16 protein-coding genes are annotated in these 22,248 nt (G+C 26.1%); all 16 read left to right on the forward strand.

All coding sequences use genetic code 11. The annotated features are described in order from the left end of the window. The gene (locus FBF10_RS07730) at positions 1-1,659 is read left to right on the forward strand and encodes a polysaccharide biosynthesis/export family protein (protein WP_002887756.1); all 1,659 of its coding nucleotides are present in this window, start codon (positions 1-3) and stop codon (positions 1,657-1,659) included. A gap of 9 nt (positions 1,660-1,668) precedes the next feature. Continuing rightward, complete coding sequence (locus tag FBF10_RS07735) at positions 1,669-2,616, forward strand: KpsF/GutQ family sugar-phosphate isomerase (RefSeq protein WP_002867265.1); 948 nt, start codon at positions 1,669-1,671, stop codon at positions 2,614-2,616. A 1-nt stretch (position 2,617) separates the two neighbouring features. After that, complete coding sequence (locus FBF10_RS07740) at positions 2,618-4,270, forward strand: glycosyltransferase (RefSeq protein WP_002887757.1); 1,653 nt, start codon at positions 2,618-2,620, stop codon at positions 4,268-4,270. Beyond that, the gene (locus FBF10_RS07745; RefSeq protein ID WP_002887758.1) at positions 4,257-5,651 is read left to right on the forward strand and encodes a glycosyltransferase family 2 protein; all 1,395 of its coding nucleotides are present in this window, start codon (positions 4,257-4,259) and stop codon (positions 5,649-5,651) included. The genes FBF10_RS07740 and FBF10_RS07745 overlap by 14 nt, the downstream gene beginning before the upstream one ends. After that, complete coding sequence (locus FBF10_RS07750; RefSeq protein ID WP_002887760.1) at positions 5,639-7,639, forward strand: glycosyltransferase family 2 protein; 2,001 nt, start codon at positions 5,639-5,641, stop codon at positions 7,637-7,639. The genes FBF10_RS07745 and FBF10_RS07750 overlap by 13 nt, the downstream gene beginning before the upstream one ends. Beyond that, positions 7,626-10,502, forward strand: coding sequence for a glycosyltransferase (locus FBF10_RS07755; protein ID WP_002887761.1), 2,877 nt, complete (start codon positions 7,626-7,628; stop codon positions 10,500-10,502). The genes FBF10_RS07750 and FBF10_RS07755 overlap by 14 nt, the downstream gene beginning before the upstream one ends. Then, positions 10,499-11,206 carry a cyclase family protein gene (locus FBF10_RS07760; RefSeq protein ID WP_002887763.1) on the forward strand — a complete coding sequence of 236 codons (708 nt, stop codon included), beginning with the start codon at positions 10,499-10,501 and terminating at the stop codon, positions 11,204-11,206. Before FBF10_RS07755 ends, FBF10_RS07760 begins: the two co-directional genes overlap by 4 nt. Further along, on the forward strand, positions 11,203-11,775 hold the full coding sequence (locus FBF10_RS07765; RefSeq protein WP_002887767.1) for an SIS domain-containing protein: 573 nt from the start codon (positions 11,203-11,205) through the stop codon (positions 11,773-11,775). The genes FBF10_RS07760 and FBF10_RS07765 overlap by 4 nt, the downstream gene beginning before the upstream one ends. Positions 11,776-11,779: 4 nt before the next feature. Next, positions 11,780-12,787, forward strand: coding sequence for a Gfo/Idh/MocA family oxidoreductase (locus FBF10_RS07770; protein WP_002887769.1), 1,008 nt, complete (start codon positions 11,780-11,782; stop codon positions 12,785-12,787). After that, entirely contained in the window at positions 12,780-13,490 is a 711-nt protein-coding gene (locus FBF10_RS07775; protein WP_002887771.1) for an acylneuraminate cytidylyltransferase, read from the forward strand. The genes FBF10_RS07770 and FBF10_RS07775 overlap by 8 nt, the downstream gene beginning before the upstream one ends. Beyond that, positions 13,480-14,412, forward strand: coding sequence for a phosphoglycerate dehydrogenase (locus FBF10_RS07780; protein WP_002887773.1), 933 nt, complete (start codon positions 13,480-13,482; stop codon positions 14,410-14,412). The genes FBF10_RS07775 and FBF10_RS07780 overlap by 11 nt, the downstream gene beginning before the upstream one ends. Further along, positions 14,412-14,906: a YhcH/YjgK/YiaL family protein gene (locus tag FBF10_RS07785; RefSeq protein ID WP_002887775.1), complete on the forward strand. Its 495-nt coding sequence runs from the start codon at positions 14,412-14,414 to the stop codon at positions 14,904-14,906. Before FBF10_RS07780 ends, FBF10_RS07785 begins: the two co-directional genes overlap by 1 nt. Continuing rightward, complete coding sequence (locus FBF10_RS07790; protein WP_002887776.1) at positions 14,903-15,652, forward strand: inositol monophosphatase family protein; 750 nt, start codon at positions 14,903-14,905, stop codon at positions 15,650-15,652. The genes FBF10_RS07785 and FBF10_RS07790 overlap by 4 nt, the downstream gene beginning before the upstream one ends. Next, complete coding sequence (locus tag FBF10_RS07795) at positions 15,633-18,899, forward strand: hypothetical protein (RefSeq protein WP_002887777.1); 3,267 nt, start codon at positions 15,633-15,635, stop codon at positions 18,897-18,899. The genes FBF10_RS07790 and FBF10_RS07795 overlap by 20 nt, the downstream gene beginning before the upstream one ends. A gap of 9 nt (positions 18,900-18,908) precedes the next feature. Beyond that, positions 18,909-20,906: a hypothetical protein gene (locus FBF10_RS07800; RefSeq protein WP_052789883.1), complete on the forward strand. Its 1,998-nt coding sequence runs from the start codon at positions 18,909-18,911 to the stop codon at positions 20,904-20,906. Beyond that, positions 20,903-22,248 (forward strand): hypothetical protein (locus FBF10_RS08840; RefSeq protein ID WP_228761707.1); only part of this gene is annotated, 1,346 nt, incomplete at its 3' end. The genes FBF10_RS07800 and FBF10_RS08840, both read left to right, overlap by 4 nt.

Consider the following 22,248-nt stretch of genomic DNA (forward strand, 5'->3'; position numbering starts at 1 on the left):
ATGAAAAAAATATTAATTTTACTTTTTAGTTGTATTTTATGTTTTGGAGCTGTGGATGTTTCACAAATCATTTCAGCAGAGGATCAAGGTTCTACTACAACTAGCATAGATCAAAATTTAAGCTCAAATTATGATATAGTAAATAAAGAAAATAATCTTACAAAAATTCATCAAATTTTAGTATTTGGCGCTCATCTTTTTAATGGAAATTTTAAAAATTACAATCAAAGAGTTTATAACCCAGATTATAAGATCGCAGTTGGTGATCAAATCAGTCTTAAAATTTGGGGAGCTGTTGAGTTTTCGCAAGTTTTAGTGGTGGATTCTCAAGGAAATATTTTTATCCCTAAAGTAGGAGCTGTAAATTTACTAGGTGTGAAAAATAGTACCCTTGTAAGTGTTATAAAAGCACATGTTAATAAAATCTATAAAAGCAATGTTTTTGTTTATGCAGATATGAATGCTTATCAAAATGTCAGTGTTTTTGTAACAGGAAGTGTTAATGCTCCAGGACTTTATCAAGGACTTAGTTCGGATTCAGTGATCCAGTATCTTGATAAAGCAGGGGGTATAAATTTAGAATATGGAAGTTTTAGAGATATTCAAATTTTGCGTAATAACAGCGTGATAAAAAATATTGATTTATATGATTTTTTACTAAAGGGGCAAATGGATCTTTTTCCTTTTAGAAGCGGAGATGTTATTTTAGTAGGAAATGTTCAAAATTACGCTTTTGTTAACGGTGATGTGCAAAGACCTTTTCGTTTTGAACTTTCAAATGATATTAAAACTTTAGCTGACTTAGCTAGAGTATCAGGTGCTAAACCTATCGTGACTAATGCTATCGTAAAAAGTTATGGTGAAGATCATAAACTTGATGTCAGTGCTTATAATAAAATGCAATTTTCAAAAGTTTTACTTAGAACGGGAGATGAGGTAGAATTTCACCCTGAGTATGTTTCTGAAAATATAACTATAAGTGTAAATGGCGAGCATAATGGTTTAAAAACTTTAGTTGTGGGTAAAGGAACGACTTTAGAAGATATTTCTAAATTAATTAAAGCCAATCCACAATCAAACATGCAAGCTTTACAAGTGTTTAGAAAAAGTGTAGCTAGAACTCAAAAAGAACTTATCAATGCTCAGCTTAAAGAGCTTGAAACTCTAGCTTTAACTAGTGGTTCTGTTACAGCTCAAGGTGCAGCTATAAGAGCTCAACAAGCAAAAACGATTTTAGAATTTATCCAAAGAGCTAAGCAAGTAGAGCCTAAGGGTCAAATTGTCATTGATAATCCAAAGTCTTATAATTCGGTTATTTTAGAAGATGGTGATACTATTAATGTACCAAGTAAGAATAATCTCATCATAGTTCAAGGTGAGGTTTCTTTACCTGGAGCTTTTGTGTATGATAAGGGCAAAGATTTAAGATATTATATCAATCTTGCAGGAGGTTATGGAGAAAGAGCGGATACTTCAAAAGTTTTGGTTATACGAAGCAATGGAAAAGCTGAAAAATATCATAGTGGTATAGATATGAAACCAGGCGATTCTGTGTTGGTATTGCCAAAAGTAGATAGTGAGAATTTGCAAATTTTTTCAATGTTAACTCAAATTCTTTATCAAATTGCTATTGCAACCAATGTCGTGCTTAATCTTTAAGGTTTAAAAATGAATACTCTTGAAATAGCCAAAGAAGTCTTTGAAAAAGAAGCACAAGCTATTTTGGATTTGGCTAAAAATTTAGATGAAAATTTTAATCAAGCTGTGAATTTGATGCTAAATACCAAAGGGCGTTGCATAGTCAGTGGAATGGGTAAATCGGGTCATATAGGTGCTAAGATAGCAGCTACTTTAGCAAGTACAGGAACGCCAAGCTTTTTCATCCATCCAGGAGAGGCTTTGCATGGAGATCTTGGAATGCTAACTCCTGAAGATGTTTTAATTGCTATTTCAAATTCAGGAGAAACTGAAGAAATTTTAAAAATCATTCCAGCTATAAAAAAGCGTAAAATTCCACTTATAGTAATGTGTGGTAAAAAAAATTCCACCCTTGTAAAGCAAAGCGATATATTTTTAAATATAGCTGTGGAAAAGGAAGCTTGTCCTTTGCAGCTTGCTCCTATGTCTTCGACAACCGCAACTTTGGTTATGGGGGATGCTTTAGCTGCTGCTTTGATGAAGGTAAGAAATTTCAAGCCTGATGATTTTGCCCTTTTTCATCCAGGGGGGAGTTTGGGGCGTAAGCTTTTAACCAAGGTAAAAGATCTTATGGTTTCAAGCAACCTTCCTATAGTGCATCCTGATACTGAATTTAATGATCTTGTTGATGTGATGACTAGTGGAAAGTTAGGGCTTTGTGTGGTACTTGAGAATGAAAAATTAGTGGGTATCATCACTGATGGAGATTTGCGTCGTGCTTTAAAGACAAGCGATAAACCAAGATTTGATTTTAGAGCCAAAGAAATCATGAGTACAAATCCTAAAGTAGTCGATGCTGATGCTATGGCAAGTGAAGCAGAAGAGATCATGCTAAAACATAAAATCAAAGAAATTGTTGTATCTAAGGAAAATAAGATTATAGGTATTATTCAACTTTATGCGATAGGGAATGTTTAAAATGGCCCTTTTATCTGTTATTATCCCTTTTGGTTTAAGCAAGGAGCGTCCTTATATAAAAAAAAGGGTTATTGAAAAAGCAAAATATTTTAAAAGCGATGAAAATATAGAATTTATTTTTGTGGAAGGATTTTCTTCGCAAAATCATAATCTTAAACATTATATTTTAAAACAAAATCATATTTATTTAAAAGATCAAGACCAAAAAGTTTTTTCACAAGGAAAATGTAGAAATTTAGGTGCTAGTTATGCTAATGCCAAAGTAATTTTATTTTTAGATCTTGATTGCTTTATTTCTTTTGAGAATTTTGAAAAAATTCTCAAACTTATACAAATTAAAAATATTACAAATAATCCAAATGCTCTTGTAGTTTTGCCAGTTGTATATTTAACGCAAAAAGCTAATGAAATTCTAAAAAATTATGAGATAGATTTTTGGGATGCTTTAATTCAAGAGGATTTAATTAGTGGAAAAAAAACTTTTGTTAAATTTTTTGCTCCCAGTTCGACTTCGAGTTTGATTATCAATAAGCATAAATTTTTAGAGCTTGGTGGAAACAATGAAAGTTTTATTGGTCACGGTTATGAAGATTTTGATTTTTTTGTTAGAGTTTTAAAGTCTTGTATTAAGTTTGAGAAAATGCCTTTTAATTTAAATTATGATTCTAGAAATTGGAACTTCTATAATTTTAAGGGTTTTCGTTCTTGGTTTTCATTGCTCGGCTACGAGGCTTGTTTTTATGGGATTTATATGTACCATTTTTGGCATATTGAACCTAATCAAAATGGCTATATGGATAGAAAACACAAAAATCACAAGTTATTTTATAAGCATTTGAAAAATTTAAAAGACTACCATTTAAAACCTTTAAAAATTGCAAATGTAAAAAATGTGAAAAATTTAGCTCTTATAAGAGAAAAGTATGATTTTGATTCTTTGAGTATTTATTTAGGGGATTTTATCTATAAAAATATAGATGAGATTATTACCATTAAAGAGGAAGATTTTAAAAACTACTTAAATAAGGAGAAAATTTCTCAAATTTTAGTTGATGTGAATGAATATGATAGTTTAAAACATTTTTTAAAAGATTATTCGTGTGTTTATTTTAAAAAAGGAATTCTGCCAGACTCATGGTTATTTTTTGATGAAAATAGCGATGAAATTTATAAAAGAAAATATTGGAATTTTGATCTAAGTGCAACCCAAATTGATGAAACTCGAGTTTATTTTAATTCCTTAAGTCTTGAGAAAAAAAATGAAATTATAGATTTTTTGAAAAAAAATGAAATTATAAATGATAATGATCGATATAAGTTCATTTTTTTTCTAAAAAATGAACTTTATAGTTTTGCAAAGTTTGGTAAATTTTATCAAATTATTTTCAATAAGCAAAAATTATTAACATTGAATAATTGTGATAAAACATTTTATTCTTTACAATCATTTGTCTATAAACCTTATTTATATGAAGTAAAAAGTATGAATATTTTTTCTAAAATCTTAGAATTTTTGGGTATATATTTTATACAAAGTATAATTTCACAAACCAAATTTTATCGTTTAGTACGAAAATTATGTTTCAATCCAAAGGGTTTTTTTAAAGATTCTAGGAAAATAAATTTTAAAAAGTTAAACAATGAATCAAATTAAAACTGTAGGTGTAGTAATTCCTATTTATAATGTAGAAAAATATTTAAGAGAATGTTTGGATAGTGTAGTTAATCAAACTTATAAAAATTTACAAATTGTACTAGTAAATGATGGAAGCACAGATGAAAATTCTTTAAGTATAGCCAAAGAATATACTTTAAAAGATGAAAGATTTATTTTAATTGATAAGGAAAACGGCGGTCTTTCTTCCGCTCGCAATGTAGGCATAGAATTTTTTGAAAATAAGTATATCTTTGAAATCAAAACACAAAAATATAAGTCAGACTCTTTGGTTGAATTTGAATTAAAAAATAAAGAGAATTTTTATAAAATAAATAAAATATACAAAAGTTCTAAAAATTTTTATGATATAGAGCAAATACAAAATTTCTCTTTTCCAAGAATAGATTATATTATTTTTTTAGATTCTGATGATTATTGGGAATTAAATTCCATAGAAGAATGTGTTCTTAGAATGGATGGAGTAGAGGTAGTTTGGTTTGATTATAAAACTGTTTTTCAAGGGGTTAAAAAGAAAAATTGTAAGACTCAAATGGAATATTTTGGTTTTAAGGATGAAAGAATTATAGAATCTAAAGATTGGGTAAATAGGGCCAAAGAGAGAAGTATTTTTTATTTTTGGTTTTCTTGGCAAGGTATGATTGATTTTAATTTTTTACAAAAAATTAATTTAAAATTTATTAATGGTATTTTTGCTGAAGATTGCCATTTTGGAGTCATATTATTTGCTTTTAGTAAAAAGATTTCTGTTTATTCAAAAAAAATGTATATCTATCGAATACGCGAGTCAAGTTTGATGAATTTTACTAATGCAAAATTTTCAATTTCTCCCAATTCATATCTAAAAAAAATTGATATTTTTGGAAATTCAGATATAACTAAAGTCTATTATGAAGCTATAAGTTGGCTACAAATAGCTTTGAAATTTATAGAATTTAGCAAAACTAATCATTGCTTGAGTTATGATATCCAAAAACATTTTTTGCCAGTTATATGTAATAAAGGATTGAGTTTAAAAACAATTAATAAAGATCCGTTGCATTTGAAAAAGTATTTAGAATATTTGAAATTGTATATAGAAAATCAACCTTTAGGTGCAGTTTACAGGGTAAAACAATATCTTTCTTATAAGGTAATCAAAAAAATATTATCTGTCAAAGGTATGAAAAAAATTTTTTTACCTTTTGATATTATTTTTATAGTTTTAAAACATCAAATAAATAAAAAATATAAAAAAAGTATTAAGAATCAAAAATTACCATTAGAGTTCTATAAAGATTATCAAAAAGCAATACGTCTTAAAATGAAAATTTTTAAAATTATTAATATAATTTCTAAAGGCAAGATATGGAAAATTTAGAATATCCTCTAATTAGCGTTATTATGCCTACTTTTAATAGAGAAAAGTATATAAAATTTGCTATAGAATCTATTCTCAATCAAACTTTTACAAGCTTTGAATTTATTATTATAGATGATTGTTCGAATGATGCAACTTATGATATTATTAGGGAATATGCTAAAATTGATCAAAGAATTATTGTTTTAAGAAATAAAGCAAATAAAGGAATAGTTTTTTCTTTAAATAAAGGTTTGCAATTATCTAGGGGTAAGTATATTGCAAGAATGGATGATGATGATATATCTATGCCCACAAGATTAGAAAAACAATTTCAAATTATGGAGAAAGATGATAGTATTATTGTCGCTGGAACATATTTTAAGTATATAGGTAGAAATCCTGATTCTTTTGCTAGCTGGGTGAATGTTTATGAACATGATATGGTTAAAATTAAAATGATGTTTGAATGCCCAATTTGTCACCCTAGTGTCATTATGAGGAAGAATTTTTTTAAAAAATATAATTTAAAATATTCTCAAGAGTATCAATATGCAGAAGATTATAAATTATGGTTAGATGTGCTTCAAAATGGTGGAAAAATTATTAATATTCCTGAAATTTTATTATTATATAGAGCAACTAATTTAAGTATTAGTAGAAATAAGAAAACTTCTAATTTACAACAAATTCGCTCAAGATCGATATTATTTAAATGTAGAGAATTATTTTTAGATACAAAGTCGAAAAATTTATTGAGAGATTTTTGTAATATTCCAATGGAGCTTAGTAAAAAACAAGAAATATATAAAAAAATACAAAGAATACAAATAGCATATCAAGGTAATCGGGATAGTGTTCAAAAGATATTACAGTATTTTTGTGGCGTATTTTCTGATATTCACATTTGTTTTATATTTGACAATATTCAACTGCAAGGTTTAATTAATGGTATTTTTTCTATTTTAAAAAATTCTTCAGAGTTAGACCGTTTTCATTTTTATATTTTACATAATGGGAGTTTTCAAAGTGAGTTTAGCATTTTAAAGCTTAGAAGAATTAAAGATTTTGAACTTAGTATTATTGATATTTGTAAAATTAACAATGAGAATATTAGTCAGTATAAAACATTATATTTTAAATTCCTTTTTGCTTTAACGCAATTGAAAATTGAAAAATGTCTTTTGATTAGTTCTAGATTTGTAGTTATGGATAGTTTAAATTTTTTTTGGAATGCTGATTTTGAAAAAAAAATAATTGTAGCTACAAGTAGTTGTAATTTGGAAAAAATGGAATTATTCCGTGATGAATTTTTGATTCAGGAAAATTTTGAAAGTAATGTAATAATGATTAATTTGGAGTATCTTTTGAAAAATAATTTTTTAAAAGAAATATTATTTTATGATAAAACCTTTTATTTTCATAATGAGATTCTTTCTAAGGAAGAAATAATTATGAATTTAATTTTTAAAAATAATTGGAAAAAAATTTCATTACGTTACAATGTCCAGAGTAATTTAAAATTTCTAGATAATTTGCATCCTATTTTGTTTAGTTATCAAAAGCTAAAAGATGTGAGAAATAAAATTTATATTGATTATATAAAAGAAAATCATTACATGCGTATTGAAGATTTTTTTGAAGATAATTTAATCAATGATTTAAACTATCTTAGTGCGGTTGATATTATCAAAAATAGTCTATCTTATAAAATAGGAATGAGAATAATACAATCAAAAACATTAAGTAAGATATTAATTCTTCCTTTTGCATTATGTAATATTATCCATCAAGATTATATTGAAAAAAAAATTAGAAAAAATCTTGAATATGTAAATCCTATTTTTTCCACGCCTAATATTGAAGAATGTTATGATTATCTTGAAGGTGAAAAGATGAAAAAGCATTTAGCATATCAGCTAGGAGAGTGTTTTTTAGAACATCCGTTTTTTTTTATATTGTATTTTATAAAGATTTATATAAATTGGAAGAAAAATGGAAAAAGATAATAGCATGATTTTTCCCTATCATATCCCAATTGTTTTTGCCGTAGATGATAATTATTTACCTTATATGTCTATCGCCTTAAATTCATTGGTAGATAGAGTTAGTAATTGTTATAAATATAATATATTTGTTATGCATTTAAATATAGATTTAGAAAGGCTAAATAGGCTTAAAGAAAATATTAGAAACAATAATGTAACTATTGAGTTTATAAATTTAAATCAATATTTAAAGAAAATATTTAAAGAATATGGTAATATATTTTATGAAAGGTCTTATTTTACTACAGCTATGTATTATAGGATTTTCATTCCTGAAATTTTTAGTAATTTTAAAAAAGTAATTTATTGCGATAGTGATGTTATTTTTAAAGCAGATATTTCTCATCTATTTTTTATTGATTTAAATAATAAAGAAATTGGTGCATGTAGAGATATTGCAGCATTATATGCATATAGAAAAAGAGAAACGGTATGGCAACAAAATATTCGCAATAATTTTGATAAAATAAATTTTAGATCTATATCTGATTATTTTAATTCAGGGGTTATTGTATTTGATATTGTTAAGTGTATTCAAATGAAAACCGTCTCAAAATGTCTCACAGTTATTAAAAATATCGACAATCTATATTTTCCAGATCAAGATGTGTTAAATATTGTATTTTGTGGCCATGTTCATTTTTTACCATTAGAATGGAACTTTTTATGGACAACATACATAGAATATAAGGATAATTTTATGTATTTGCCTAAGAAAATTATAAACGAGATTTATAAAGCTAAAACAAAACCTAAGATAATTCACTATATTTCAGAAACAAAGCCTTGGAAAGATAAAAATAGTTTTTTTGTAGAATGGTGGAAATTTCCTCGTAAAAATTTGTTTTATGGGGAGATATTATGTAAAAAATTAATGATTCAAAATAGTTATGTAAATTTAAATCAGAATAATTGTATATATGTTGATATTTTAGATTACTTGTTATTGCTTCCTTATTTTAATTTTGATGATTTGTATAAGCATATTGAGCAATTATATAATCTTGAAAATTTTGCTTTATATAGAAAAAATGCAATTATTCAAGCGGAATCATATTATAAAAAAAAATCTTTTCTCTTAAATATTGATGAGATTTATTTTTTTATGCCAAAAAAAAATGCATATATTAAGAATATAGAAGAACAATTAATTAAGCAGAGTGCCTATGTAAACCAAGAATTATATCAAATTTTAAGATTCTTAAAAAAATTAGGAAAAAAGATAATTTTGATTCATAATAATGTTTATTCTATGAAATATATTATTGATATTTTACAGAAAAATAACATTGATTTTTATGAAAATATTTATTCCTATAAAGATTTTTATAGAAAAGATTATAGTAATTTTTTATATTTTGGAAAATTTTTATTTGAGACGCAAAATATAAATCAGAAAGAGTATCGATTTAGATATGTTAACCCTAAAGATGTATTTGTGAGGTATAATCCTAAATTATGTGGTATTTACCGTAATGAAAGTTTGGAATCAAGTATTATTTTGGGATTGTATATTAAAAAATGGATTTTAAGCGATAAACATATTGATAACTATTGGGAAAGTTTTGGATATTTTTATGGTGGCCCACTTTGCTATGGTTTGGCTAATTTTATATACAATGAAGCTGTAAAAAACGATTTAAAAGAATTTATTTTTGTTGCTAGAGATGGCTATGTTATTGAAAAAATTTTTAATTTTTTACAACAGCAGTTTAAGACAAATATAAAAACCGAATATATATATGCCTCTAGAGCTTTAAAGGTTCTATCAAAAATTGATTTAAATTCAAATCATTTGCCTTGGGATGATAAAATATCGAGTTTATTTGATTTGTGTACTAAAGCATTAGATGATTTTAAAAAATATCAAGGCAAATCAATATCTAAAAAAATACAGTTAGATTTGCTTAAACAGTATTCTGATAAAATTAACTATTTATCTAGCAAGATAGAAAAATCGTTTGTTAAGTATATAAAAAAATACTCTTTTAAGCAAAATAAAATAGGGCTTTTTGATTTTGTTACTTTTGAGTTTAGTTCTTTGAATATTTTACAATCTGTTTTGAAAAAAAAATTTTTTTATGCATATTATTTTTATATAATACCAAATTCGAAAAATTTTTTTTTATCTAATATTGCTAATGCACAATCTTATTCGACAATATTTTTTAAAAATCATCTTATTGGAGAGTTTTTGGTTACAGCACCTGAGCTCCCGATAAGTTTTATTAAGGATGGAAAAATAAATAGAATGGATAATATACATGAACAATACAAGGTTGAAATTTATAAAATTATTTCTCAATTTGAATTAGAATTTTCAAAAGATTTAATTCTAACATTTGGCGATTTTAGGATATTTTTTAGAAGCGATGAGGTGGTTAGAATAATAAATTATTTTATTGATAATATAGATTATAAGGATAGATATTATTTTAAAGATATATATCACTCTGAAAATAGTGCCCATACTAAGTATGTAAGAATTTTTAACCAATGTGCTAGTGCAACTGATAGTGTAAGAAATAGCTTATCTTATAGAATAGGCTTGAGAATAATGCAATCAAAAACATTAAAAAAAATTTTAACTCTCCCTTTTTCTTTGATTAATATTATTTATCAAGATTATATTGATAAAAAAATTAAAAGTGAGCTTGAGGTTAAGAATATTAATTTTAAAATTCCTAAAGTAGAAGAGCATGATTTTATTGAGGGTAAAAAAAATAAACAACACTTAGCTTATCAATTGGGTGAGTGTTTTTTAAAACATCCTATTTTATTTATATTTTATTTTGTAAATATTTATATTAAGTGGAAGAAATGAAGAAAAATAATATACAACAATGGTGTGATTTATCTTATAGTTTAGATTCTAGGAGAAAATTTTACAAAGATAGTAAAATTTTAATAACAAGGAAAGAAAAATATTCAAATAATTTAGTTAATAGAGAGACGGAAATATTTATAAATTCACATATGGGTACTCATATTGATTTTCCTGCCCATTGTATTCAGAATGGAAATTTTGGGGAAAAATATTCTTTGGATTTTTTTTACTCTAGAAAAATCTTTGTGGTTAATATTGATTTGAGTAAAAAAAAAATACCTAAATTAACTTATGAATATTTTTATAAAAATGTTAAAATACCAAAACAAATAGAAATTTTGCTTGTTAATACCAATTTTTATACACTTAGAAATGATGAGCGTTATATTTGGAATTCTCCTATTATTAGTTCCAAAATACCTTTATATTTTAAAAAAAATTTTCCAAATATAAAAATCATTGGTTTTGATATAATTTCTCTTACTTCTCAGCTTGATAGGGAGGAAGGCAAGAGATGTCATTTTAATTTTTTATCGAAAAAATATGGTAGAGAAATTTTAGTTATTGAGGATATGAATTTTTCAAATTTAAGAAAAAATGATATTATTAAAGAAATACTAATATCGCCTTTAAAATTTGAATACATGGATGGTAGTCCTTGTTCTGTTGCGGCGAAGATTGAAAGGAATAATAAAAAATGAAAAATGTAAAAGATTTTGCAAAAGAATATATTTTAAAATTAAATCGATTGCTTAGTGAAATTGATATGAAAGTTATTGTTGATATTGTTGATTTATTTGAGCGAGTTTCAAAAAATAAGAATACGATTTATATTATAGGAAATGGAGGTAGTGCAGCTACTGCATCACATTGGGTGAATGATTTTTCTGCTGGTTTAAAAAGAAGAAACATTTTAAGTATTGATATGAAAAGTTTAGCTGATAACACGCCGGTTTGTACAGCTATAGCAAATGATATAGGATATGAAAATATATTCAAACTTCAGCTGCAAGATATATTAACTAAAGATGATGTCCTTTTTGCCATATCTTGTAGTGGAACTTCGCCGAATATTATTAATGCAGTAAAATATGCTAAAGATATTGGTGCAAAAGTAGTAGGAGCTACTGGTTTTGATGGGGGAGACTTGTTAAAACTATCTGATATTAAATTTCATGTACAAACTCCTAAAGGAGAATATGGATTAGTTGAAGATATACACATGATTCTTGATCATATTATATATTCATATTATATGCAAAAGGCATAATTATATGATTAAGATTGGAATTGCAGGTTTTGGAAAAATAGGTCAATTGAGGGCTAAAAAAATTTTAGAGAAAAATTATGCACAGGTAGTTGCTGTTTATGATATTAAAAAACCTTTAAATTTGGGTAGCGATATAATTTTTTGTTATAGTTTTGATGAGTTATTGTCGCAAGATATTGACGCTATTTTTATATGCACTTTTGTAGATTCTTTAGCTGAATATACCAAAAAAGCATTATTGGCAAAAAAACATGTTTTTTGCGAAAAGCCTCCTGCTAAAACAAGCAAGGAGCTTCAAGAGGTTATTAAGGTTGAACAGAATAGTAAAATGATTCTAAAATATGGATTTAATCATAGATATCATTATTCAGTTATGGAGGCTAAAAAAATAATAGATTCTAAATCTATGGGAAAGCTTTTATGGATGAAGGGGACTTATGGAAAAGCTGGTAGTATAGATTATAATAAAAATTGGCGCAATTATAAAAACAAATCAGGCGGTGGTATACTTATAGACCAAGGAATTCATATGCTTGATTTGATGCGTTATTTATCTGGTGAGGAGTTTGAAAAAATTAATAGTTTTGTAACAAATGCTTATTGGGATATTGAAGTGGAGGATAATGCATTTGCTATTATGAAAACATATTCAAATACTATAGCAATGTTGCATTCTAGTGCTACACATTGGAAGCATAAGTTTTTATTAGAGATGTATTTTGAAGAAGGTTATATCAATCTTGATGGTATTTTATCTGGGACTAGAAGTTATGCACCAGAAACATTAGTTGTGGGAAGAAGAGAATTCGAAGATATAACTTTTGCAATGGGTAAACCTAAAGAAAATATTACTTGGTTTGAAAACGATGATTCTTGGGAAATTGAAATAAAAGAATTTTTAGATGCAGTGGACGGTAAAGTGAGTGTTAAAAATGGCACTAGTGCTGATGCTCTTCAAACCATGTTGTTGATTGAGAAAATTTATAACAACTCAGGATTTTACAATGACTAAAAATAAATATATTGCAGAAATTCCTGCTAGATTAGGAAGTCAAAGAGTAAGGCAAAAAAATTTAAGACTTATTGAAGGGGAGCCTATGATAGCTTATGCTATAAAGGCTTGTAAAAATGCAAATAGTATTTCTGAGGTGTATGTAAACACAGAAAGTGATTTAATAGGACAAGTTGCCTTGGATTATGGTGTAAAATATTATAAAAGGAGCCAAGAATTAGCCCTAGATCATATTGTGTCAGATCAATTTAATTATGATTTTTTAAAAAAAATAGAATGCGAAGCCTTAGTCATGGTTAACCCTGTTTCGCCTTTAGTAGAATCAAGTGATATAGAAAATGCTATCAAATTTTTTGAAACAAATCAATTAGACTCGATGATATCAGCTAAAGATGAAAGATTGCAATGTTTTTACCAAGGAAAGGCATTAAATTTTAATAAAGATGGGTTATTACCTATGACGCAAAATATTGATCCGGTTCAAGTATGTGTGTGGACAGTGTGCATTTGGAGAAGAGAAAGTTTTATTAAATCTTATGAAAAAAATGGCTATGCTGTTTTTAATGGAAAATGTGCTTTGTGGCCTATTGATCCTATAAAATCTATTAAAATTAGCTATGAAGAAGATTTTTTACTGGCAGAACAATTGTTAAAAGCACGAAGATATTGCGGCAAAAATGAGGTAAAGTATTATGGAGAATAAAAAAATTGCTGTTACTACGGTAGCATTTTCTAAAAATCAATATTTAAGAGCAAAACTAAATTCATATTTTAAATGTGTGCAATTTAACGATTCCTTGAAAAGATTAAGTCAAGATGAGTTAAAAAGTTTTTTAAAAGATGCTGATGGTGCTATTGTTGGACTTGATGAAATAAATGAAGATATTTTAAAAGAAGCTAACAATCTTAAAGTAATTTCTAAATATGGTGTTGGATTAAATAATATTGATTTTAATGCCACGGATAAATATAAAGTGAGTGTTGTTTATCCTCAAGGAGTAAATAAAAGATCGGTTTCAGAACTTGCCTTAGGAAATATTTTATCTTTAATGAGAAATAGTTATATAACTTCAAATAAATTAAAAAAACAAGAATGGGATAAAAATGGTGGAATTCAATTAAGTGAAAAAAATGTTGGAATTATAGGAGTTGGAAATATTGGTAAAGATCTTATAAGTCTTTTAAAGCCCTTTAATTGTACAATATATGTTAATGATATAATACAGCAAGATGAGTATTATAAAAGAAATAATTTGATTGAAGCAACAAAGGAAGAAATTTATAAAAAATGTGATATTGTTACTATCCACGCGCCTTCAACTAATTTAACAAAAAATATGGTTAATAAGGATGTTTTTGCTATGATGAAAAAAGAAGCATATTTTATTAATACTGCTAGAGGAGATATTGTTGTTCAAGAGGATTTAAAATGGGCTTTAAAAGAAAAAATCATAGCCGGGGCTGCTATCGATGTTTATGATCAAGAACCACCCAAGGATTATGATTTTATTTCTTTGCCAAATTTAATTTGCACTCCACATATTGGTGGTAATGCTAAAGAAGCGGTTTTAGCAATGGGGGAAAGTGCCATTAAAAATTTAGTAGACTATTTTAAAGAGGCTTAATGGCAATCATCACTAATGTACATCAAGTTCACAGCTTTTTAAAAGATCAAGTGGCTTTAGAATATCTTTATTCTGTATGTAATAGTACGCATCAAAATCGGCTCCGAATTTTAGAATTACCATTAAAAAGTTGCAAAAAAGAAAATATAAGTGAAACTTTTTTTGTTTTGGAGCAAAATTATATAACAAAACCAAGAAATGAATGTTTTTGGGAAAGTCACAAAAAATATATTGACATACAATTACACTTAAAAGGTATAGAGCAAATGGAGTTTATTGATGTAAGTCATCTTGAAATTTCAGAAGAATATAATCAAGAAAAAGATTTAATTATATATAATGATAATCGTTGCTCAAATAAAATTATAATGCAAAAAAATGATATAGCTATTTTTTTTCCAGAAGATGCACATTTGGGAATGGCTATGTATAGTGAGAATCCATCGAATATTCTAAAAACAGTTATTAAATATCCATTGGGATTATGGAAATGAAAGAATTAGAAATTGCAAAATTGGCATGTTATAAAGCGGGTGATTTTTTATTAAACTTAAAAGAAAAAAAAGTAAATTCTAATGATAAAAAAGATATCAAATTGCAGGCAGATTTAGATTCTGAAAAAATTATACATGAAATTTTAACAAATGCTTTTTCTTATCCTATTTTAAGCGAAGAAAGTTATAAAATCAGTGATGAAGAAAAAAAAGGAATTTATTGGATTGTTGATCCTTTAGACGGGAGTCTAAATTTTAGCCAAAATATTCCTTTATGTTGTATTAGCATAGCTTTATATGAAAATAATAAGCCCCTATCAGGTGTAATTTATGATTTTAATAGAGATGAAATGTTTAGTGGTATAGTTGGAGTTGGTGCTTGGTTAAATGATAAAAAAATTATTCCATCTGATAATATAAAAGACAAAAGTCAAGCTATTTTGGCAACAGGTTTTTCTTCTTATATGAATTATGATAAAGATGGACTAATGGAATTTATATCGAATATTCAAGAATTTAAAAAAATCAGGTTGCTTGGTAGCGCTGCTTTATCTTTAGCTTATGTAGCATGTGGAAGAATTGATGCTTATTATGAAAAAGATATAGCCATTTGGGATGTCGCAGCAGGAATAGCAATACTTGAAAGTTTAGGAAATATAACATATAGTTTTTTTCAAAATGAATTGAAATGCTTAATTAGGGTAGAAAATAAATTAAAGGAAAAAAATGACATTAGAGCAAATTAGTGAGCTTGTAAAATCAGAATCAGTAAAAATTGTTAGTTTTGATATTTTTGATACTTTGTTAGTTAGACCTTGTATTATTCCTTCTGATATGTTTAAAATTGTGGCTACAAGAGCAGGTTATGATGAATCTTTTGTAAAGATTAGACAATTAGCTGAACAATATGCAAGAGAAAATAAACCATTCTATGAGGATGATATTACTATAGATGATATTTATAAACACTTACATTTAAATTTTGAATTTTCGACAGAAGAGTGTGAAAAACTTAAAACTATAGAAATGGAAGTTGAGTTTGATTATTTGTACCCTAAAAATTCAATCCAGAAAATTTTTTTTGAAGCATTGGAAAATCATAAAAAAGTTATTATTGTTTCAGATATGTATTTACCAAAAAAATTTTTGGAAAAAGTTTTAGAAAAAAATAATTACAAAGGCTACAATGAACTGTTTGTTTCGGGAGACTTAAAATTATCTAAAGGTAGCGGAAGATTATTTGATTTTATAATTGCTAAATTTGAAAAAATAGGGTTTGAAAAAAATAGCATTTTACATATAGGTGATAATCAAAGAGCAGATGTAGAGATTCCTAATTCAAAAGGAATTAAGAGTGCTAGAATTGTTAATTCTTCGGATAGATTTAATATGTTGCATTTATTAGATTCTATTCAATATTCAAAAATGGCTTTTACAGATAATAGATTTATATTGGGTTTTATGATTAACAAGGTTTTTGATCATATTTCAAGATCATACGATAAAGATCATTCTATGTTTAATGGCGAGATTGAAAATTTTACAAATTTATTACTAACACCTATTTTTTATGCTTTCACTCAGTGGCTTTTAGAAGATTGTAAAAAAAATAATATCGACACTTTACTGCTGGTTTATAGAGATGGTTATTTAATAGAAAAAATTTTAAATATTTTTTTAAAAGATAAAAATACTCAGATCAATATAAAGCCTTTAAGGCTTTCTAGAAAGGCTTTATATGCTTTTGATGGTTTAAGTAAAAAAGAATGCAAAAAAAAGTTAGTTGCAATACCAGCAAGCACTACTATGACTATTGGGAATTTTTTAAAACTAAGGTTTTTAATGAATGATTCTCAAGTTATTGAAGTATCAGAAAAATATAATTTTGTATTAGATGCTTATGTTGGAGATGTCAAAAATCAATTGATAATTGCTGATCAAGTATATGAGTATTTTTTTAATAATGCTAAAGAAAAAACTGAAATTATAAAAGATTATTGTAGAAAAGTTATTGCGGATGGTAAAAATATAGCTGTATTTGATGTAGGGTATAGTGGAAGAATTCGTAAGTTTTTAAAAGATGTTTTGAATATCGAAACTACAGCTTATCATATGTTTAAACATTTTGGCTTTAAAAGTGATGATGGTATAAAAACATATTTTGACTTTAGTAATACTTTTTTTCAACACATTCATGTAATCCATAATCAAATATTTGAAGATATTCTAAGCGAGCCTGTTGGAACATTGCAAGAAATTATAAAGAAAAATGATAAATTTGATTTCATACTTGATGATAAATATCAAGCACAAGATGAAATTTTAAAAATTCAAGAAAGAATTTTAAGCAATATTGAAGAATTTTATGATTTATTTAAAAAAGATATAGGTGTTTTAAATATACATGGTTTTGATTTTTATCATATATTAACGCGATTTTTATGGCAACCAAAAGCTAAAGACATGAATGTCTTTAAAAATTTAACCTTTAAAGATGATTTTATAGTAGGGAATAACAATATTGGTTATGATAGATGGTTTGCGAGTAAAAAAAATTTTCAAAAATCAAATGAATACTGTACTGTAAGAAAAATAATTAAGAGATATTATAAAAAGTTTAAAAATTTCTCATTTTTTCAGAATTTTAAGAACAGATTGGAAATTAAAAAACAAAAGCGAATTATTCAACAAAACATACAAGATTTATTTGAATTTCCAAGTAAATGTTTTGACGATGTATTGGAAAAAAAAGATTTTCTTCTTGTGGGTCACTTTGCTTATTTTGATAAAGGAGTGTGTCGTTATATTTCTAATGCGACTCAAGGTAAATCTGTGTTAGTAGTATCTACAACGCCTTGGTTAAAAAAAGAATTTGTACAAAATAAATTAAAAATACCAAGCATTATAGTCCCTAAAGCTACTTTTAATAGAGGATATGACAGAAATGTTGATCTTAATCTTACTGAATCTGAGAAATACATTTTAGCGCAAAATCCAAGATTAAAAGAAATTAGTCTTAGAATGAAGTTGCAATATAAAGATATGGGTAAAAATTATCCAGATAAAATGGCTATATTTTTATTTCAATATTTTGATATTTTATTAGAAAAAACTTCTCCAAAAAAGGTTTTCATATGGAATAAATTTAATGCAACACATGAAATTCTTTATCTAGTTTGTTTAAGAAGGAATATACAATGTGTTTTTATGGAATTTGGAGTGATTCCTGGAACATTTAATTTTGATTTGCAAGGGCAAATGGGAGAAAGCTGGATAGCAAATCATACATCAGATTTTAATGATTTAACAATTAATTCAAATGATCTTGAAAATGCAAAAAAAGTTTTAGAATATATTTACAAAGAAAAACTATGCAGAAATTTACAACCTGAAAATAATCTTATCGATAATATTAAGTGTAAAATAAAAAAAGACCGTCCAACGATTGTATATTTTGGACAAAATGATTTTGAAGCTGGTATGATACCTTATAATCAGCATGTGGTTAAATATCATTCTCCGTGGAGTATTGATTCAAATGATGCTTGTAGAGTTTTAAGTGAAATATGCATTAAAAATGATTGGAATTTTATTTACAAACCACATCCTAATTTGGAATGGCTTGAAGAAAAAAAATCTGAAATTATTGATGCTAGGGGTGTAGATATTCACGAGCTTATAGATTTAGCAGATGTTGTGGTAACTATATTATCTCAAAGTTCCTATGAGGCTTTGATGCGTAATAAACCTGTTGTTATGTTAGGATATACACATTTGAAGCATAAAAATTGTACTTATGAAGCATTTGCTAAAGATGATGTGGAACAAATTCTTGATAAGGCAATAAAAGATGGTTTTACAGAAGAAATGAGGAAAAATTTTCATAGCCATATTGCTAGACTTTTAAAATATTACCTATATGATGATTATGTTGCAAGAAAATTCAAATATGGAAAAAAAATTGAAGATTTTCAAAATGAGTTTTTGAATTAAAGGTTTATTATGTTTCAAAGCGCTGATAAAAAAATACAAGAACAGTTAAATTTATGGAATTTCGATGCAATTGAAATATTATATGAAAAAAAATTAGACTCACTCGAAAATGAATATGTTGATTTTTTATTTCAAATTGGAAAATTTGAAAAACTTCATAACTTTCTTAAGGTTTTTCAAGAAACACCTGCTTGGTGGGAAATGACAAGAATAAGTAAAGATTATAATTTTTTTTCTTTTCTAGAAAAATTATTACAAGCAGTGCAATTTGATTTTAAAGATATGTCTTTTGAAAAGAGATATTTAGCATGTTATATTTTAAACGCTAAAATTTCAAAGCAAGAGTTAAATGGAAAATTTTGTCACGAGTTGTTTTATACTTCAATTGTTTATATGGAAAGAAATAAATATAAATGGGGAGTTTATAAGGAGGCTTGTGATGCTATTTCAACAGCTTATTACATAAAAAAAAGCATTGATTATTTTTTTTACAGTAATGATGATGATTTTTTGGATCGAATACAAGATTATATGTTTATTTTGCAAGATTTTATGAAACAAAATTTTTACGGAGCTTCAATCTGCTATGAGCAAATAAGTTATTTATTAAGAATGAAGAAATTAAGCATTACTTATTCATCGCCAAATATTGCAGTTTTAGTGACGGGAGCTATTAGGGGAAAAAATTGGCTTGAATCTCTAGATTTTTTAAAAAATCAAATTATAAACCCATTAAATGCAGATATTTTCTTGTTTTCTTGGAATAAAAAAATGTTGTGGTCAAGTATTAGAAATAGAAGTAATTGGGTGTATAGAAGAATTCCAGAGATTTATAATAATACTCCTGAGCAAATTAAAAATTTCAATGAATTCACAAAATGTTTTCCAAATGTATATAATAAATTAAGCGAGGATCTGTCTATTCCTTTTTCTAAAGATGAATTGGAACAGCTAAATGTTTTTTTTAATGATATTTATTTAGAGGATGAAAAAAGCTTTATTGCTTATCATCAAAAATATGGTGAATTAAATAATTTGCATAAAATGTTATATGGCAGAAAAATAGCTTTTGAATTAATGGAAAAATACGAGAAGAGGGTTTCAAAAAAATATGATTTTGTATTGATTGTTAGGCCTGATTTGGATTATCCTAGAATAGATTCGGCTATGCTTGAAAAAATAAATATTGGTAATGTTATTGCTACACACGAGTTGTGGCCACATCATAAAGAGGTTTTGGATTATTTTTTTATGGGAAATCGTGAGGTCATTAAAAAGATTTGTGATATTTGGGATGCTATCCAAGATACAAGGTTGGATTTTTTTAGGGATTCATTTCGAAAAGATTTTCATGCTCAAGAAGCACTACACAAGTGGTTAGTATTTAATAATATAAAACCAATTGAACCACATTTTGCATATAATGTCAATGTTGCAAGATCAATATCTTCAAAAAGTATATGTTTTCCAAATTTGCAAGATGAGTTGCAAAAAGATATTTTAAATTTAAAAAAACAAGATTATAGCAGCGATATAATCGAACAAAATATACGTTTTTTTAGCGATGTTGTTCAATTTTATGGACAAGTGAATGTTTGTGAAAATGACCTATTAGATAGGAGTAGGTTTTATTCAGCAAAAGCTCGAGTGAAAAATCATTTGGCTTATAAGCTAGGGCAAGCAATGATTATGTGTTCTAAAAGTATTTTTGGATATTTAAAGATGCCTTATATTTTAAATGAAGTATATAAAAAACATCAAGTTGAAGTTAATGAGTATAATGAAAAAATAAAAACAATGACTTTTTTGAAAATTCCTTCTATGGAGTGCTGTGAAGATTATAAAGAAGCTTTAAAAGAAAAAGAATGTTTGACTTATAGGCTAGGTGAAGAATTGATTAAGGCTAATAAAAGCAAATATAAACTAGGATATATAAATTTTTTTATAAGTATCTATAAAAGTGTAAAAAAATTTAACTCATATCAAAGTAAGAGTAACTCTAAATGAAAAAATATAATGTTGTTTTACTTGGTGGCAGTAATTCTGTTATGGTAAATGGTCTGCAAAAAGGCTTAAGAAAAGAGAATGTAAATCTAACGAATTTAGCTTTAGGCGGGAGTAGTTCATTGCAAAATCTTTATGAATTAAAAAGAAAACGAAACCAAGAATATCTAGAAAATGCTGATTTAATTATTTCTGAAAGTAATATTAATGATAGGGCTGCTGCTTTTGATGTTGTTCTTAAACATACTGATTGGTTGTATAGCGAGTTAGCTTCAATGAATAAAAAAATATTAATTATACTCATGCCTCATATTCTTTTTAAAAAAAATAAAGGATGTAATAATATTCATAAATTTCATATAGCAAAATATGGCTTTAATATTATAGATTTGCAAGAATATTATGAGAGATTTAACTTATGTGATTTTTTTCACAATATAGATGAATCACATCAGATGGGTTTTGTTATGGCCCAATTAGCGAAAAATATTATAAATAATATAAGCTATTTTCTATATCCTAAAAAAATATATGATAAAAGATTTTTTTTTAAAATTTGCTTTCCAAGTGAAATGTTATCAAATGGTGATCAATTTATTCAAAATAATACACTTTATGAAAAATATCGCACAAAATCAACCATGAAATTTAGTAATTCATTTTTTAGTGAAACGGTATTTAGAATTGATAAATCTAGCATATTAAAATTTCCGAAAAGTCTTGATGGCTATACTTTAATAGGAGTTCATAGTTGGAATAGTGGTCTTATTAAAATGAATAAAAATTGGGAGATAAATCATAAACTTACTTCCACGATTATAATTAAAAATAATCAAGCGGTTGTCAAGATTACTCAGCCATATATGAATGCATTTAGGGATACTGAAATTAATATAGATGACAATACATCAGTATATTTTGATACAAGCAATTTAAGTGTTATTAAGTTAAATAATAAAATATACAGATTAGAGCATTTTGATATTATATCCTTTTTTTTAATTAGTAATATTAGTCATAATGTAAAAATTAATTTAAAAAAAATAAATAATATAGATATAAAAATTCCAAAACAATATAATTGTGATTTTTTAATTCCACCTATAGAAAAATATAAAAAAGTAATAGAGGAATATTGCTTAATAATGGACCCTAGAAAAATAAATCTGATACAAGAGATGCTAAATAAAGAAGTAAAAGAAAAAAAAGTGATGCAAGAAAATATTTTAAAAATTCAACAGAATTTTTTAAGAGAAAAAAATCAATTACAAAATGATAACAACGAATTGTTTTTGAAATATATAAAAATTTATAATAAAATACATTCAGCCAAAATAAGAATTCA

This window comes from Campylobacter sp. CFSAN093249 (genome assembly GCF_011067895.1).
In the GTDB taxonomy this organism is placed as follows: domain Bacteria; phylum Campylobacterota; class Campylobacteria; order Campylobacterales; family Campylobacteraceae; genus Campylobacter_D; species Campylobacter_D jejuni.

Bases quoted from the DNA above. Each gene is read 5' to 3' on its own strand.
- FBF10_RS07730 (WP_002887756.1), top strand. From the start codon at position 1: ATGAAAAAAATATTAATTTTACTTTTTAGTTGTATTTTATGTTTTGGA.
- FBF10_RS07735 (WP_002867265.1), top strand. From the start codon at position 1,669: ATGAATACTCTTGAAATAGCCAAAGAAGTCTTTGAAAAAGAAGCACAA.
- FBF10_RS07740 (WP_002887757.1), top strand. From the start codon at position 2,618: ATGGCCCTTTTATCTGTTATTATCCCTTTTGGTTTAAGCAAGGAGCGT.
- FBF10_RS07745 (WP_002887758.1), top strand. From the start codon at position 4,257: ATGAATCAAATTAAAACTGTAGGTGTAGTAATTCCTATTTATAATGTA.
- FBF10_RS07750 (WP_002887760.1), top strand. From the start codon at position 5,639: ATGGAAAATTTAGAATATCCTCTAATTAGCGTTATTATGCCTACTTTT.
- FBF10_RS07755 (WP_002887761.1), top strand. From the start codon at position 7,626: ATGGAAAAAGATAATAGCATGATTTTTCCCTATCATATCCCAATTGTT.
- FBF10_RS07760 (WP_002887763.1), top strand. From the start codon at position 10,499: ATGAAGAAAAATAATATACAACAATGGTGTGATTTATCTTATAGTTTA.
- FBF10_RS07765 (WP_002887767.1), top strand. From the start codon at position 11,203: ATGAAAAATGTAAAAGATTTTGCAAAAGAATATATTTTAAAATTAAAT.
- FBF10_RS07770 (WP_002887769.1), top strand. From the start codon at position 11,780: ATGATTAAGATTGGAATTGCAGGTTTTGGAAAAATAGGTCAATTGAGG.
- FBF10_RS07775 (WP_002887771.1), top strand. From the start codon at position 12,780: ATGACTAAAAATAAATATATTGCAGAAATTCCTGCTAGATTAGGAAGT.
- FBF10_RS07780 (WP_002887773.1), top strand. From the start codon at position 13,480: ATGGAGAATAAAAAAATTGCTGTTACTACGGTAGCATTTTCTAAAAAT.
- FBF10_RS07785 (WP_002887775.1), top strand. From the start codon at position 14,412: ATGGCAATCATCACTAATGTACATCAAGTTCACAGCTTTTTAAAAGAT.
- FBF10_RS07790 (WP_002887776.1), top strand. From the start codon at position 14,903: ATGAAAGAATTAGAAATTGCAAAATTGGCATGTTATAAAGCGGGTGAT.
- FBF10_RS07795 (WP_002887777.1), top strand. From the start codon at position 15,633: ATGACATTAGAGCAAATTAGTGAGCTTGTAAAATCAGAATCAGTAAAA.
- FBF10_RS07800 (WP_052789883.1), top strand. From the start codon at position 18,909: ATGTTTCAAAGCGCTGATAAAAAAATACAAGAACAGTTAAATTTATGG.